Origin of the sequence: Paenibacillus sp. FSL E2-0178, assembly GCF_038593005.1 — a bacterium.
Taxonomy (GTDB): Bacteria; Bacillota; Bacilli; order Paenibacillales; family Paenibacillaceae; genus Paenibacillus_AQ; species Paenibacillus_AQ phytohabitans.
This window is the reverse complement of record NZ_CP151953.1, coordinates 4,378,709-4,395,002: the sequence shown is the minus strand read 5'-3', so window position 1 is coordinate 4,395,002 and position 16,294 is coordinate 4,378,709. Positions and strand designations below refer to the sequence as shown.

General features: G+C 51.0%; 13 protein-coding genes. 8 read left to right on the top strand and 5 right to left on the bottom strand.

What is annotated here, in order from left to right; genetic code table 11:
* Positions 1–236: 236 nt before the first annotated feature.
* The 3 genes from MHI42_RS19015 to MHI42_RS19005 form a co-directional block, all read right to left on the bottom strand.
* Positions 237–1,130, bottom strand: a complete 894-nt coding sequence (locus tag MHI42_RS19015; protein ID WP_342420360.1) for an AraC family transcriptional regulator — start codon at positions 1,128–1,130, stop codon at positions 237–239.
* 92 nt (positions 1,131–1,222) lie between these two features.
* A complete protein-coding gene (locus MHI42_RS19010) occupies positions 1,223–1,618 on the bottom strand; it encodes a VOC family protein (protein ID WP_171720396.1) in 396 nt (131 codons plus the stop codon).
* 156 nt (positions 1,619–1,774) lie between these two features.
* The gene (locus MHI42_RS19005) at positions 1,775–2,632 is read right to left on the bottom strand and encodes a GNAT family N-acetyltransferase (RefSeq protein WP_342420359.1); all 858 of its coding nucleotides are present in this window, start codon (positions 2,630–2,632) and stop codon (positions 1,775–1,777) included.
* A 545-nt stretch (positions 2,633–3,177) separates the two neighbouring features.
* On the opposite strand from MHI42_RS19005, the gene MHI42_RS19000 reads away from it, so the two are divergent.
* The 3 genes from MHI42_RS19000 to MHI42_RS18990 are packed head-to-tail and all read left to right on the top strand — an operon-like array spanning position 3,178 to position 5,207.
* The gene (locus MHI42_RS19000; RefSeq protein ID WP_042132865.1) at positions 3,178–3,747 is read left to right on the top strand and encodes an Ada metal-binding domain-containing protein; all 570 of its coding nucleotides are present in this window, start codon (positions 3,178–3,180) and stop codon (positions 3,745–3,747) included.
* Between the two features lies 1 nt (position 3,748).
* A complete protein-coding gene (locus MHI42_RS18995; RefSeq protein WP_342420358.1) occupies positions 3,749–4,327 on the top strand; it encodes a methylated-DNA--[protein]-cysteine S-methyltransferase in 579 nt (192 codons plus the stop codon).
* Positions 4,308–5,207, top strand: coding sequence for a DNA-3-methyladenine glycosylase (locus tag MHI42_RS18990; RefSeq protein ID WP_342420357.1), 900 nt, complete (start codon positions 4,308–4,310; stop codon positions 5,205–5,207). The genes MHI42_RS18995 and MHI42_RS18990 overlap by 20 nt, the downstream gene beginning before the upstream one ends.
* 113 nt (positions 5,208–5,320) lie before the next feature.
* Here MHI42_RS18990 and MHI42_RS18985 read toward each other — a convergent pair whose 3' ends face one another.
* On the bottom strand, positions 5,321–5,746 hold the full coding sequence (locus MHI42_RS18985) for a VOC family protein (protein ID WP_342420356.1): 426 nt from the start codon (positions 5,744–5,746) through the stop codon (positions 5,321–5,323).
* 114 nt (positions 5,747–5,860) lie between these two features.
* Here MHI42_RS18985 and MHI42_RS18980 point away from each other — a divergent pair, with 114 nt between their 5' ends.
* On the top strand, positions 5,861–6,820 hold the full coding sequence (locus MHI42_RS18980) for a YafY family protein (protein WP_342420355.1): 960 nt from the start codon (positions 5,861–5,863) through the stop codon (positions 6,818–6,820).
* A gap of 74 nt (positions 6,821–6,894) precedes the next feature.
* Here MHI42_RS18980 and MHI42_RS18975 read toward each other — a convergent pair whose 3' ends face one another.
* Positions 6,895–7,431, bottom strand: a complete 537-nt coding sequence (locus MHI42_RS18975; protein ID WP_342420354.1) for a hypothetical protein — start codon at positions 7,429–7,431, stop codon at positions 6,895–6,897.
* 308 nt (positions 7,432–7,739) lie between these two features.
* Here MHI42_RS18975 and MHI42_RS18970 point away from each other — a divergent pair, with 308 nt between their 5' ends.
* From MHI42_RS18970 to MHI42_RS18955, 4 genes are all read left to right on the top strand, one after another.
* Positions 7,740–10,208 (top strand): hypothetical protein, encoded by a 2,469-nt coding sequence (locus tag MHI42_RS18970; protein WP_342420353.1) that lies wholly within the window; start codon positions 7,740–7,742, stop codon positions 10,206–10,208.
* A 51-nt stretch (positions 10,209–10,259) separates the two neighbouring features.
* Positions 10,260–12,089, top strand: coding sequence for an S-layer homology domain-containing protein (locus tag MHI42_RS18965; protein WP_342420352.1), 1,830 nt, complete (start codon positions 10,260–10,262; stop codon positions 12,087–12,089).
* 314 nt (positions 12,090–12,403) lie between these two features.
* Positions 12,404–14,311 (top strand): S-layer homology domain-containing protein, encoded by a 1,908-nt coding sequence (locus MHI42_RS18960; RefSeq protein WP_342420351.1) that lies wholly within the window; start codon positions 12,404–12,406, stop codon positions 14,309–14,311.
* Between the two features lie 181 nt (positions 14,312–14,492).
* Positions 14,493–16,292 (top strand): histidine kinase N-terminal 7TM domain-containing protein, encoded by a 1,800-nt coding sequence (locus MHI42_RS18955; RefSeq protein WP_342420350.1) that lies wholly within the window; start codon positions 14,493–14,495, stop codon positions 16,290–16,292.
* The last annotated feature ends 2 nt before the right edge of the window (positions 16,293–16,294 follow it).

Below are 16,294 nucleotides of genomic sequence, written 5' to 3'. Positions count from 1 at the left end.
AGGGTCATTTTTAAAGTATAGACGGGAACGGGCGAACATTGATTCATCCGGAAATAGTTGGATTTTCTCCACTTGCTGAGTAACGAAGAGCGCCTATCAAAACAACAGTTGGAAAAAAAGCACTTAAATTTCTTCATATACCTCAAAGCCGAGGAAATGCACAAAATTAGATGCCGTTTCTCCATTTATTTGCCGCGGACCGGCTAAAATGACTAAATTAAGATACGTTTTTCCACTTACTCACAACTCAGTGATTTCTTTGTTACAGGAATCCATACCTCGCAGATTGATTCTTCATGGCTGTCATCGGTCCAGTAGTATTTCTCCATGCACGGTCCTTCCACTTGCTCAAAGCCTGCCGAAGGGAACCATTCGGAATAGATTCTCCGCCACACATTCAGAATTGCCAGTCCTATCTCCGCGTCATCCGGAAACGTATCACGGCTATCGAATACGGCATAGGTCTGATCAGGTACAGTCAGGGTATCAAGCTCCTGTGGGACCTCTTGTCCTTCCGGCAGTTCGATTCCCATCAGATAACGTTTGCTTCCGTCCTCGCTGAAGTCGTAATAATAGCCGAACAGCAGCGAACCTGCGGGTCTTCCGGCTAATTCGTTAATCCGGTCATGCGTCCCGTCCTTCCAGATTTTCTCCGTGAATGCAGGTATTTCTGTGTAAGCATCCTTGTGAACGATCACCTCTTTTCCAATGACGCGGCAACCCTTCTCTTCCACCATCCGGTAATTCATTTCAGTTTCTCCTTTGATCTGAATTTGAAAGGAGATTCGGGGGAACGACTTGAGCTTCACATTCTTTTTTCTTGCCATTTGAGGGGTTACCCCATGCATTCTCTGGAACGCTTTGGCGAAGGACTCCGGTGTCTCATAACCATACTTAAGCGCGATATCGATCACCTTGCCGTCCGTTCCGGCCAGCTCTTCCGCCGCCAAGGTAAGCCGCCTGTTGCGTACATATTCAGTAACGGTAAAGCCCGTTAAGGCATGGAACATGCGCTGAAAATGGTATTTCGAAGTCATCGCTGCTCCGGCGATATCCTCAACTCCTATGGCGGAGCTCAAGTTCTGCTCCACATAATCAATCGCCTGCTGAAGCAATCGGATCGTTTCCAAATCCTCACCTCTCCTTTCAATTTCATTGTAGAGAAACCGGCAGAGCTGTTCCTGACCGGGAATGCTTTGATTTGTCCATCCGTAGCCTCAGCTTATACCAGCTCCTGAGCAACCTCCCAAATATGTCCTGCCGGGTCTGCGAAGCTGGCTGTGCGGATGCCCCAAGGCCGGTTCATGGGTCCGTTCAGCAGGCTTACGCCGCGTGCAGTTAATTCTGTGCATACCGCATCTACATCTTCCACGCGGATTGTGAACTGAAACCGTGATCCGGAGGCGCGGCCGGCAACGGCAGCGGGCTCAATCAGCCCGGGAGCTTCAGAGATTTGCAGCAGATTGATGCTCATATTGCCGAAATCGTAGACGGCCGAATTCTCGTCCGCGTACACCTCATCAAGACCAAAAACCTCCTGATAGAATGCCATGGTGTCCGGCAGATCCTCAACGAACAACGTTACCACACTGATATTCCGTGATCCCAGGTTACTCATACTGTTTACCGCTCCGTTCTCTGTTGGATTGTGGATTACAACTTGTGGTCATTTATTTAGCCAAGCGACCAGACCTCCGGAGGGTTTAGTACCGCAGCTGGTCTCTAGAACTTCGTTGCAGAATGCTTTTGTAGACTCTTAATTGGTGCAGACCTTTTACACGCTTCCCAGCGTTTTTCTCATATATTCCATAATATGCGTTTCCTGAAACCCGAGGCTGTCATACAGCTGCCGGGCATCATTCCCTGCGACACAGCACAGGATGACGGCTGCATGGCCGCGCTGATAGATTTCATTGCATAGGTACTTCACAAACTCTCGTCCGATCCCGCGTCCCTGAAGGTCAGAACGTACGCTGACACTGCTGATTTCATTCCCGTGAAGGTGGCTGTAAGCGGCGATTTCCCCATTGAATTCGTAGACAAACCGGTCTTCCGCGTCCGCTTTCCAGGCGTTTCGTCTGCCCTCATTAGGCTGGGCAACCACGGAATCCGGGAAGCAGCCGACACGGACGCGCATTTCATGAAATGCAGTGGCATAGAGCGAGTGGGCTGGGAGAAAGTCCTCATCTGTATACAGCCTTACGGGAACCTCTTCCTGAGAAAAGAACCCGCTGGTCCGCTGCATATAAACTAGTGAGTAATATGGAGCGAAACCGAGCTTACGGGCAAATCCGGGAGTTGCTGGAGCCCCGGAACGAAAGGAAGTGCTGACCGCGCGGGTTCCGCCTGCCTGCAACTGTGTCTCGGCAGCCTGCACCATCGCCGTGCCGATTCCTTGTCCGCGATACCGGGGACCGACGAATACTTGTAAATGCGACTGATGTGTAGGCGCTTCCATTTGAGCCAGTGCAACAAGCGTATCCTTAATAAAAGCGCAAATAAACGTTTCTGGTTCTTCATCAAGCACCTGGAGAAGGTCTGCGCCAGCCTCCGCATCCTGGCTTAATAATTCTCTGGCGGTAGAGTAGTCCTTGTTACTGAAGCGTTCGTAGCGGATATCTGACAGGTTCATTAGCCTCTGAGTCCTCCTATTAAATTGAGACGTAGCTTATACATTTCAATGGAATTTAATTCTATTTACCGCCAGTGATTATTGCATAGAATAAGGGGTATTTCAACCAAATTGTACATTGAGGGCTGCAGATTGGACACGCCGCGAACAAAAGCCAGGGCATTTCTCCGCTTGCGGACTACAGTTCCGTTATTTTGCTGAAATCATCAGTCTGGCAGCTGTCGCGGACTACAGATCCTTTATTTTCCGTATTTCCCCTCAAATTACCCCTTACAGCAGGGAATAAGGTCTTTACAGTCCGCGTGGCGCGGAAAAAGCCCGGATTGTGAGAATTAGCGGAATCTCAGTCCGCAGGGAGAGATACGCTAATCACTATCTAATCGAAGTGTTTAACACTGTAACTTCAGCAGGCCAGCAAACGTGCATCTACAGGTACATTTGCATCTGCAGCTGCCCCTGACACTGTCGTAATCTTGCTCTCCTATTCCAATATGCTGCATAAGCCAAAACGAATCGTTTATACTGGCGGTAAGAGGTGATTTAGGATGGAGCCGCAATTATTTGAGCGTATTTACGATTCGGTGGTGCGGCGTGAGCCGACCTATGACGGTGTTTATTATACAGCGGTGCTGACGACACGTATTGTCTGCCGGCCTTCCTGCCGGGCAAGAACGCCGAAGGCAGCCAATGTGGTATTCTACGGCTCCCTGCAGGAGGCTGTCCGCGAGGGATTCCGGCCTTGCAAAAGATGCCGCCCCGAAGAAGGCGGCACCCTCCGGCCGGATGCCGTGCTGGCGTCGCAGGCGGATGCCATTATGGACGGGCAGTTCGGGAGCAAGCTGACACTGCAGTCGATGGCGGAGCAGCTGAAGGTCAGCCCGTTCCATCTGCAGCGGACCTACAAGCGGGTAACCGGCCAGTCGCCTGCTGCCAGACTGGATGAACTGCGCACGGGCGAAGCCCGCAGGCTGCTGGCGGAGACGGATACAGGCATTGCCGATGTAGGCAAGGCAGTTGGATTCCGCAGCGCGTCCCACTTCGCCGCCTGGTTCGTCAAGAAATCCGGTCTGTCCCCAACGGAGTATCGCAGTAAGCATAATGAGGGAGGAAATTAGGATGAATATGAATATAAACCAGAGCCCGAACCGGAACATGATATATCACCATACCCTGAATCTTGGGAATCGGGAGTGGACCCTATGGGCCAGCAGCAAGGGACTTATCCGCGTGTCCTATCCGCAGGATGGAGGGCAGCTGCCCGCCGCCTGGCTGAAGATGTACTCTCCGGACTATGAATTTCTGGAGGGTGCCGGAAGGTTTGAGCAGCTTGGGGTTATAGAGCTGCTGCGCCGTTATTTTGATGGAGATACGGTCGATTTCAACAGTCTTGCGCTTGATTTATGGGGCACTCCGTTTCAGCAGGAGGTATGGCGGGGGCTGCTTACGATCCCGCATGGAGAGGTTGCTACCTATAAGGAATTGGCTGTGCGGATTGGCAGACCGCTGGCAGTGCGTGCTGTCGGCACGGCTAACGGACAGAATCCGCTGCCGGTCATTGTGCCCTGCCACCGGGTGATCGGAGCGAACGGCACATTAACGGGTTACCGGGGCGGTCTGCAGCTCAAGCAGGAGCTGCTTCAGCTGGAGGGAATTCTAAATGTGAAGGCGGCGGGCCATGAACGATTTGCTTTTTGAGCTGCCGCTGCCGGAGGATTTCAACCTGGACGCCTGTCTGGAGTACATGAACCGTTCGCCGCTGGAATGCCTGTTCCAGACGGATGACTCGGGAGTGACCCGGATGTTCAAGCTGGAGGACGGCCCGGTCCTTATCCGGTTAAGTGTGCCTGAAGGGAACAGGCTGAGCGTAACCCGGCTGCACGGCGCTGCCCCCGGCGTCCTGGAGCAGGAATGGCTGGCCCGTTATATTGTAGAGTGGTTCGATCTGGACCGCGATCTTACCCCGTTCTACCGGCTGGCGGAAGCAGATCCGCTGCTCCAGCCGCTGGTCAGACAGCACCGGGGACTGCGGATTATCGGCATCCCGGATCTATTTGAGGCGTTATGCTGGGCGATTCTGGGCCAGCAGGTGAATCTGGCTTTTGCCTACAGGCTGAAGCAGCGGCTGACCGAAGTGTATGGAGAATCTCTGGAGTGGGGAGGACGGACCTACTACCGGTTCCCCGGACCGGAGGTCTTCTCGGAGGTGCAGATCGAAGAACTATGCGCCCTGCAGCTGACCCGCAGCAAAGCACAGACAATCCTCACAGTAGCCTCGCTGATCGCAAGCGGAGAGCTGAGCCGTGAAGAGCTGCTGGCGCTTCCGTCTCCGGCCGCCGCCGAGCAGCGGCTGCTGCAGATCCGCGGGATCGGGCCGTGGACCTCGCAGTATGTGCGTATGCGCTGCCTGCGGGATAGCTCCTCATATCCCGTCGGCGATGTCGGCCTGCAGAACGTGATCAAGTTCCTCACCGGTATGGACCGCAAGCCGACGCCTGCGGAGCTGCTCGTCCTGGCCCAGCCCTGGCAGGGCTGGGAGGCATACGCCACCTTCTATTTGTGGCGGGCATTATATTAGCGCGCGGCTGGTGCGGAGCCGTGACGGCCAAAAGCACTGTCTCACCGGAGATTCCGGGAGACAGTGCTTTTTGTATCCTGCGCCTGAAGGGTTCACCCCAGCCCGCTTGAGCTTTATTGCGCTCTCTTCGTGAAGATCTGGAAGCATACACCGTACTTATCGGTAACCATGCCAAAGGCGGGGCTGAAATAAGCCGGAGCCAGCTCAATATCAACCGTTCCGCCTGCCTTGAGCGAGTCATACAGCTGCTGCGCTTCCTCCGCAGTATCCGCTGTGATACAGATGGTGATGGCATTGCCATGACTCAGCGGCTGGCCAATTTCCTGATCTGCGACGAAAAACTTGGTTTCACCCACCAGCAGGACGGAATGGGCTATACGCGCTTTTTCCTCTTCGGTCATCGGGGAGTCAGGGTTCTGCGGGCCTTCGCCCACAGTTTGCTTGAAGAGCAGCGTAGCACCCAGCGCCTCCTGATAAAAGGCAATCGCCTCACTTGCTGTACCGTCCACCAGAATAAAAGGATTTACTTGCAGGGTCATGTCTAAATCGCTCCTTAGAATTTGATTTGCCTGTACTAACCGGCTTTGATTATAGTGTAATCTATAATAGTGACAGGTATTGTCATGAATATAATAATAAATGGAGTGAAGCTGATGTCTAAATCCAAAAGGCTGCTGGACCTGATGATGACCGTCAACCGCAAGCGGAAATTCACCGTCAAAGAGCTGGCCGACGAATTCAATGTATCCTCCCGGACCATCCTCAGGGATTTGCAGGAGCTGGGGGAGTTAGGCGTTCCGCTCTATTCTGAAGTGGGGCCGCATGGAGGCTATCAGGTGCTGAACGAAAGAATTCTGCCGCCGATCGCGTTCACGGAGGAGGAGGCGGTGGCGATTTTTTTCGCCAGCCATGCCCTGCGCCACTACAAGTATCTCCCCTTCAAGGAGGAATCATTAGCTGCCCTGCATAAATTCTATAACTATATGTCCGGCGATGTCCGTGACCGGATTGACGAGATGAAGAACCGGATTGATTTCCTGACCCCGGCGAGACAGGCGGAGTTCCCCTATCTGTCCCTGTTGCTGGAAGCGGCCACCGGTCAAAAGGTGCTGTTGATCGATTATGAATCAAAGGGGCAGCGTAAGGCGAGATGGATTCAGCCAGTGGGCATCTACGCCCATAACGGCTTATGGTATTGTCCCGCCTATTGCTTCCTGCGCGGGGATATCCGTGTATTCCGCTGCGACCGGATTCAGTCTGCAGAATACGGAGAATCGGGTCCGGCACCTCTGGATCTGAAGCATATCCACTTGGGCAATAAGGATGATTACAGCAGTCAAACTGAGCAGGGTGATAAAAGCCTTATCCGGCTGTTCGTTGAACTGGGGAGCGGAGGTGTTCAGGCCTGCGAAGCCGAGGTATGGTCCTCGCCTCTGCTGCATATCCGCGGGGATGGGACGGGCTGGCTGGAGGGGGGAATCCCGCAGAGCGATCTGGGCTTCTTCGCGCGTTTTGTGATTGGCCTCTGCAATGAGGCCACAGTACAGGAGCCGCCGGAGCTGGTGGCGGAGGTGAAGCGGACGCTGGCGGGAATGCTGGCGCAATACAAGTAGGAGGCTGGGCTGTTGATTAAGTAGTTATGTATCCGGTTGGAACCCGGGCGGACAAAATAGATAGAGTCTACACTTTATTTGGTAATAGTTATAAGCTGTTTATCTACAAATTCTATAGACTCTGTCAGCGGATTGAAGGATGGCAGATGAAGAGCCCGGTCAAGCTCTGCGTTGCGTTCCATCCACGTCTCGCTATCCCAGCAGGAGTATATCTCTATACATTCTCCTTCGGACAGATGTTCGTCCATGAGGGAGAGCAGCAGGTTTAGGCACTTTAAGTTTTGTTGGTAAAGTTCAGGATAACCTGCGCGGATTTCCTCAGTGATATTGCAAGCCTCGCCATTGAAGCCGTAGATATAGGGCTTAGTGATGATCTTGTTCTCTCTGAAGGGCGGGTAGAGGAACTCTCCAATCTCTAGCCCTACAGCATCCAGACCTTGCGCAAATACTTGAACATGACTGTCGTTTGTCAGGGTGTAACCAGACATGAGGAAGATCGCATGCATGTCTTCGGGATTCGGAATCTCGGAATATTTCTGGTACGAGTATACATAGCCGAAGTCACCCGTCGGCAGCGGTCTGTCCGCTCCGAGAAAATGAGTTAGTGTCACTTTAAGCTCACCTCATTGATAAAATGTTTTTTACCATGTATAGCATAAATGTGGTGCTTTTTGAAACTTGAATTCTCATATGCTAATCGTAAAGGACAATCTACAGCATTAGTAGGCACTGGATCCCCGCCACAACCAGCGGGTTGAAATCGGGAAGCCATATTAAAATATGAAATTGAAGTTCCGGGAGTCTCTGATAAAGAGGCTCTTTTTTGTGTCGGACTTTGTCATTTTGGTGTCATTGGGTGCATATATACTGGACTTTAGTATCAATTTTAAACAATAAAATTTTAGGAGTGAGAATCTAAATGATAGCAAGAGGCAAAACAAACAGGTTGAAATTCATCCAGACCGTGTCGAAAATAATGGCTGTGGTGCTTACAGCTGTAACTGTCCTGACAGTTACTCCCGGCGCGAGCCATGCGGAACCTGGCTTCCCGCAAATCACCTCAGCAACGGCAGAAGTGAGCAGCAATAATACCGCTGTGACAGTTACCTTCAATACCTACGCACTGCCTGCCGGCAGCCTGGCCGATCTGATGGCCGATATCCAAATTGAACGTACCGGTTCGGAGGAACCCGTTGATCTTGCGGCAGATAACGCCAGCAATGCTATCAGCATGAATGAGGATGGTGCGTTAATTATTACGCTGAATAATGCGCTTACCGGCACAGACAATAGCATTCGGATCGCAGCAGGGGCTGTTATGAATAAGGAAGATCGTCTCTCCGCGAGCGACATCACTGTAACTTCTATAGCGGCACATGATATTAGCGCTCCTGTTTTTACAGGTTCCCTTTCCGGTGATGGCCGCTGGGTGCACTTATACTTTGATGAGAACTTCTCACTTAACGTGCCTGATGGGGCAACTGAAGAGCAAGCCAATGCTTTTCTGGAAAGCCAAATCAGTGTAGCTGGTGAAGGGAAGCATTTTGTTCCTTTTACGGATCATGAGGGCTCTGCCTATCAGAATAACTCCAGTGAGCTATATCTAAATTACGATAATGATATGAAAATCATTTCGGGTACCGATACGGTCATCCGGATCGCAAGCGGCACTCTGAAGGATGCGGCAGGCAATCTTAATGAGGAAATGAATTTACACGTGAGTCCTCCGGTGATCCAGTCAGCGGTTGTCAGCAATGACAATCACGACGTAGAAATTACCTTCAATAAAGAAGTGTTAAATAATACAATCTCGGACGATAGTCTGAAAAGCAAGATTTACTTAGTTCGGACACTAGTATCCGGACAGGAGAAAGCCTTCAAAGCTCTCGTTGCTCAGGATACATTATCCATTGAATCCAACAAGCTGCATATTCATTTCGCTGAAGCACTATCCGGCACGGAGATTCAAATCGTCATTAACGGGGGAGCCTTCAAGGATCTTGCCGGAAACGTCCGGGATCAAAATACAGTCAGCGGATTTCTGGAGACGGCTGTCGGAGGTATAGATCCGAGTCCGGCAGACACAACCATGCCGGCATACCTGTATTATTCCGTGTCGGATGATTATCAGGATATCACTTTCGTATTCGATGAGGAGATATTCAATGCTAAGGGGGATGACAGCAAATTCCTGGAGAATGTGCAGTGGTATGATCCGTCCAGAAACCAGTGGTTCTACACCTTACCTTCAGATGTCACGTTTACCTTCTCTGGCTCCAAGCTCGTCATGCATTTCCCGGCACCTCTCTCAGGAAGACAGTATTATTATCAGTTCTATCCGGGTCATTTCATGGATGCAGCCGGGAATGTTCTGACTGATTACGTAAGTACAAACTGGATCAACCCCCAGAACCCGGCAGCAGGTATTTCTTATAATGGCGGCTACTTCTCAGGGGACGGGCGTTTCTTGAGCTTGGCGTTTAATTCAGATACCGCCCTGGCGGATCAGACCCTTGTTGACGGAGTGTCCCATCTGAGTGAGTACATCACCATTTCCACTGATCACGGCGTTACTTATTCAGCCTTGGATCCGCAGGATGTAGTGTCTCTTCATGACTCACAGATTAACATCATCTTCCACAATGCGAAGCAGCAGGGTTCCGTAAAAATCAAAGTATCTCCGGGCGTGCTTAGCGATCTATATGATAGTAAGCGTAACAGCGCAGTAGAGGCAACGATTGCCTATAATACTCCTGAGCTTACGGGATATTTCTTCAGCAACACAGAGAGTGAGTTTGTTTTTGCAGATAATGTGGCCTGGAGAGAACACGTAGGGAAAATTACTGTATATGATTCGAATATGGGAGTATACAGAACATTGAATGCCTCGGAATATGTGCTGAGCGAAGGCAAGCTTACATTAGCCCGGGGGATTTTTGCTGAAGGAAATTACTATAGAGTTATTGTAGATGCTGAAGGGTACAGTAGTAAGTATTTTGAAGGCAGGACTCATAAATCCTCTGAAGTATTCTACGTGACTGCGCCGGTGGTTACTTCCGACAATGGAATTACAGCAACCATCCGGCTATTTAACAATGCTTATGATGAAGAAGTAAATGGAAATCAGATCATTATATTCGAACTGTTCAGCGGAACTGCACCTGTTAGTATTGTTGCGGCTAACCTGAAGTTAAACACAGGCACGTATTCTGCTAACTTCAATGTGGGTGATGCTGCGGTGAATCCAAATTATACAGTAAAGGCTTATGTCGTTAGCCGGTATGGCAATGATCCGGCGAATCTCGGACTCAATCTGGCTACAGTAAAGACTCCGCTGGAACTGGATTTGGCCATACTTGCTGCCACTCAAAATAATTATAATGACTAGGAATGATAGAGCAACAGGAAAGCGGGGAATGTCCAAGTGAAAATGCGCAAGTTGAAATTGACTCTGATTATGGCTCTTTGTTTATCACTGGTACTACCAGCTGCAGCCTTTGCTGACAGCACGGCCGTGACGTTAAATCCTCCGGCTGCTGTGGAGCTTGGCGGTATGGTGTCGATTACCGGTGCCTCTACACTGGATGAAGTCATTATTCAAGTGCAGCGGCCGGTCAAAAGCACTGTGTTCTATGATATTGTTCCTGTGAGCAATGGACACTTCTTCACTTCGTTCACTTTGTCCAAAAGTGAGGTAGCCGGAACTTATAAAGTACTAGCCGGAGCGGGCGCTCAGGTTGCCACGGCTGATCTGATCGTCAAAGCTCCGTCGACCGGAGGCGGTGGCGGAAGCGGAGACGGCGGCACCGGAAATGGCGGCGGCAATGGAGACGGCGGCACCGGAAATGGTGGCGGCAATGGAGACGGCAGCACCGGAAATGGCGGCGGGAACGGAACCGGCGGCAGCATCAGTACCGGCACCAGCACCAGCATCAGCACCGGTGCTCCAACGGGAACAACCACGGCAGCTGGCAAGCCAGTCACTCCGCCGGTGTCGAATGCTACACCCGTTCAGGTAGATACAAGCAAGAATACTGCTGTATCGGAGACGGCAGCGAATGGCCGGGTGACGATGACAGTTACTCAAGACGACACAGCGCTCACTGCAGCTTTCGCGGCTGCGGCTACGCAGGATAATCATGGAGCAGCCCCAATTATTTTTATTGCATACAATAATATTTCAGGTGCGGGTGTGCGTTTTAACCTGTCAGCTTCCATTTTGGCAGCAGCGGCCTTGAAAGCGCCGGATACTATCGTATCGCTGCAAACCAATGACGGGGAATATTCGCTGCCTCTAAGTGTTCTTGATTTTGCTGCAGTCGCGCAAAACCTGGGCACAGCCGCAGACAATATAGTGATTCAAATAAGGATTTCTCCGGTAGCAGCAGATGTGAACGCGGCTATTCAACAAAGTGCGCAGAACATTTCTGCTTCCCAGTTAGGAACCGCCATTGAATTTTCAGTTGCGGCGGCTGGCAACGGAAAGTCTGTAGAGTTGAACCATTTTGGCTCAACTTACGTCAGCAGAAGCGTTGTCCTTGCGTCTTCTGTGGATGTAACACATACATCGGTGGTCCTTTATGATCCATCTACAGGACAATTTTCTTTTGTACCTGCGCTGTTTGATAAGCAGGCAGATGGATCCACCAAGGTGACTTTTAAACGTAACGGTAATAGTACGTACGCTGTCCTTACGTCCACCCGGACATTCAATGATATTGGCAATCATTGGGCCAAGGCAGATATCGAGCTGCTCGCTTCAAAGCTGGTCGTAAATGGGGCTACAGATACCCAATTTGCTCCGGAGAGTGATATAACCAGAGCCGAATTTGCGGCATTACTCGTCCGTTCTTTAGGACTGAGCCCTGATACAACGGCAGCCGACTTCACTGATGTGAGGGCGGGAGACTGGTATGCCGGAGCCATTGGTGCCGCAGTTCAGTCCAAGCTGGTGGAAGGCTTCCAAGATCAGAGCTTTAAGCCGAATGATACGATTACCCGCGAGCAAATGGCGGTGATGGTTTCAAGAGCGATCTCAGCCACCGGGGGAACTAGCGGTATTGCAAGCGTGCAGACTCAGCTGCTGTCTGTCTTCCACGACCGGGCTGACATTAGCAGCTGGGCTCAAGGGGCAGTAGCACAAGCCGTTCAAGCAGAGATTATTACCGGTATGACACCGGTGTCCTTTGTTCCCGCAGCGAAAGCCAGCCGTGCTCAAGCTGTCGTCATGCTGACCCGTTTACTGAAATATGCCGAGTTTATTAACTAAATAAGAAGTTTAACAGAGCGCTGCCCGCTGGGGCGGCGCTCTTTGCTTAGAACTAATAACCTCCAGTGTCGAACTTTGTCATTTTCCCGTCATTGAGCCTATGTATAATTATTTTAAATATAACATATGTGAATTTGAAGGGATGGGAGAAAACAGTGAAGAGAAAATCAATATGGAAATTGGGGCTATTTTCCGCTATGGCTTCAGTTCTGATAAGCGGATGTGTTGTAAGCACAAGCTCCGTCACATTAAATTTCCCCGCTGATAAACCGGACAGCTCCGAGCATTTATATCTACGGTATTCGGACGGTACTGTGGCTGCAGTTCCTGATGTTGCCGGAGAAAGCAGTGTAACGGTTGCTACTTACATTGATAGAACGATTGTTGGCGGATATGTGAGCGACGGTAGTATAAGCTGGGTCCCGGATTATTCTTATCCGTTTCCCTCTGTTAATGTATCCGGATTCCAGACATACAAGCCTGCTTTTGCCGCAGATCATGTGAAACTGGCTAAACAGCCGGAACAGGATGTCAATTATCCTGCCTATATGAATGTTACCTTTGCTGTCTATGATACTGACGACGCTCTGGTAACAGGCCGTACTGAAGTATTTGCCCATTCGGCCGACACTGACACCGTATTTTATAATACGGATCCAGCGGATAATTTCAACAGTACTAAGGATGCTTATGAAGGCTTCTCTTCGTATACAGACAACGGCTTCGTGACCTTCCTGATCAAATCCGAAACTGCGGATATTTCAGCCCCGATTTCTTTGTACTCGGGTGCTCAAATTATCGCAGAGAATGTCTTCAATAAGGTAACCGGCATCACTGTGACAAGCACCGGCGGGGCAAGCTCTCTGTATGCGGGTGACTCACTCACTATGAGTGCTGAAGTATTGCCACTGCATGCAGCCAACCGGGCTGTCGTGTGGTCTGTTGTGTACGGTAGCGGGTCCGCCACTATCGATGCAACAAGCGGCGAACTCACCGCAGTTGATCCAGGCACAGTAACTGTTGAAGCCGCAGCTACAGACGGCACCGGCATTACTGGCAGCCTTGAACTAACTATATTGGAGGCGCCGGTATCAACCCCAACGCCAACACCAGCGCCGATTGAGGAGACCCCAACGCCAACACCAGCGCCGATTGAGGAGACCCCAACGCCAACACCAGCGCCGATTGAGGAGACCCCGACGCCAACGCCAGTGCCGATTGAGGAGACCCCAACGCCAACGCCAGCGCCGATTGAGGAGACCCCAACGCCAACACCAGCGCCGATTGAGGAGACGCCGACGCCAACACCAGCGCCGATCGAGGAGACCCCAACGCCAACACCAGCGCCGATTGAGGAGACCCCAACGCCAACACCAGCGCCGATTGAGGAGACGCCGACGCCAACACCAGCGCCGATCGAGGAGCCCCCAACATCGACGCCAACGTCAGCGCCGGCACCGACCGAAGCATCAACACCGACACTGGTTACGGTGACTGCTGCACCAACGCCTACACCAACGTCAGCGCCGGCACCTAGCAGCACCCCCGTGCCTGCACCTGCTGGACCGGGAGTGCAATTTATAAGTAATGTTGTAGATATTTCCAGTGTGCTAACCAGCTTCGCCCAAAAAATCGAGGAGGGTAAATCAAATCCGGCTCCAGTTAAATTTACCGATACCTCCACTCATTGGGCAGACTCCACAGTTAATGTCTTTGTGAAGTTAGGTGTGGTTAACGGCTATAAGGATGGAGGCTTCCATCCGGATGCAAGCATCACCCGCGCAGAGTTCGCTACAGTTCTTGCCAAGGTGTTTGGCCTTTCAGGCACCGCTTCATCGAGAAGCTCCTTAAGTGATACTTCCGGCCACTGGGCTGAAGCCTCTATTCGCGCCCTGCAGCAAAAAGGTATCATTTCCGGCTACCAGAATGGTACATTCATGCCTAACCGCGAGATCACCCGTGCCGAGATTATTGCCATGATCTCCAAGGTTATTGATCTGAACAGCATAAATGCCGCGGCCTCCTCCAGCTTCTCCGATCTGGATAAGACATGGAACAAGGAGCAGATCGGGCAAGCAGCGGCAGCCGGTATCATCACCGGGGAAGGAAATGGAGTATTTCTTCCAGCCAAGCAGGCATCCCGTGCCGAAGCATTAACTATTGTACTGCGCGTTCTAGAGACTAATCCGGAGCTGAAGAGTCTCCTCGATACCCTGAAATAAGCAAGCTTGCAGCCCTTTTACAGGCCGCATGTCTTGATGAAAGCCCGCCCAGCCTTGTTCAAAGGCCTGAGCGGGCTTTTTCTGAAAAAATAAAAATTTGAAGTATCTCTCAAAGAGAAGGATCTGATAAGATAGGAGGCACAGAATGCAAGATTCCTTCTTGAATAGAGGTCAACCATCTATGACATATAATGTGTATTTATCGGCACTTTTGATGGCTGCGACCTGCTGTTCATTGCTGCTGGTTTACCTGTGCTTCAAAAGAAGAGACCTTCCTATAGCGGTAAGCTACGGCCTGGGGATGTTGACAGGCTCCTTTTATTCTTTTGGCTATGCCTTCGAAATTATCAGTACCTCCGTGGAACATATCCGGTTCTGGCTGCGGGTTGAATATATCGGCATTCCGTTCGGCACGGTGCTGTGGTTCATAATGGTACTGCAGTATACCGGCAGGCAGTCATGGGTTCGTCCCAGGAATATTGCACTATTAATGATTGTTCCCCTAATAACCTTCACTGCCCACAATACCAATGAATGGCATCATTTATTCTATTCAAGTATGACGTTGAACAATACGGAGGGCTTTCCGCTGGTCACCCTCATTAAAGGTCCGTTATATAAGCTGCATGTGCTCTATTCCTATAGCTTTTTTATCGTAGGAATGTTTTATTTGCTGCAGATGTTCTTCCGGGCGGTTCCCCGGATGAAGATGCAGATTGCGCTGATGATTATTGGTTCGTGGGGGCCCTTTGGCTTTACCTTGATTTATTTAAGCGGTGTAATTTATATGCCTATCGACATTTCACCTTTTGGATTCCTGTTCTCGGGTGTTTTTTATATGTGGGGAATCTATCAGTTCAATATGCTGCGGCTCGCACCGCTGGCCCTTCAGCAGGTGTTTGAATCCATGGAGGATGCGGTCATTATACTGGATACCGACAACAGTCTAACCAGCTTTAACCGCTCAGCCAAAGGAATAGTCAGCGAATTGAATAACAAAAGTACAGGTCAGCCCGCCGTACAGGTTTTCTCCGCGTATCCGCTGCTTCTGGAGATGATTGCCCAGGGGGATGACAGCGCATCAAGAATTCAGCTTGCAGGTCCGGACGGCAATTTCTATAATGTCCATCTGTCTCTTGTCAGGAATAGGCGCCTAAAGGTTGTCGGGAAAATGCTTCTACTGAGGGATGTAACGGAAGCTGTGTATGCAGAAGAACAGCTGCGCGACAATGCCCGGCAGTTAAGTGAGCTGAACATGTTCAAAGATCGGATGTTCAGTGTTGTTGCCCATGATATCCGCGATCCTTTGGCGGTCCTGGTCAATCTGATGGAGCTGCTTGAAGAGGAGATGCAGGCTGGAAGCGGTGATCATGATGAAGAGCTCCTGCACGAAATGGGGCAGCAGATCCAGAATACCTTCGCGCTCGTGGAAGTGCTGCTGGACTGGTTCCGTAGCCAGAGGGAAGGTATGATTTTTGATCCGGCCGAACGGGATCTGGCCCATGCGGTGCAAGCGGGCCTGCGGCTCCTGCGGCTGCGGAGTGATACCAAGCAGATTCAGATCATTTCTGAAATTCCGGCAGAGAGCTATGTCTATGCCGATAAAGAAATGCTGGATCTGATAATCCGTAATCTCCTGTCCAATGCGATTAAATTTACATACCGCGGAGGAAACATCCGCTTAAAGGCAGAGAGGAGAGAGCGTCACATGGTAATCGCTGTGAGCGATACGGGGGGAGGGATTTCTCCGGAGCAGGCGGGTACCCTGCTGCAGGATGATTACCGGAACTCTTCAACCGGGACCTCCGGGGAGCGGGGGGTTGGCCTGGGTTTAACCCTGTGCAGGGAGTTTGTACAGTTGAACGGAGGTGAGCTGTGGTTCGACAGTATCCCCTCGAAGGGAAGCACCTTCTATTTCTCGCTCCCGCTTCCTCCTGAAGCTCCAATAATTCCTGCCGGCAACAGTATAGGAAGGGAATGATT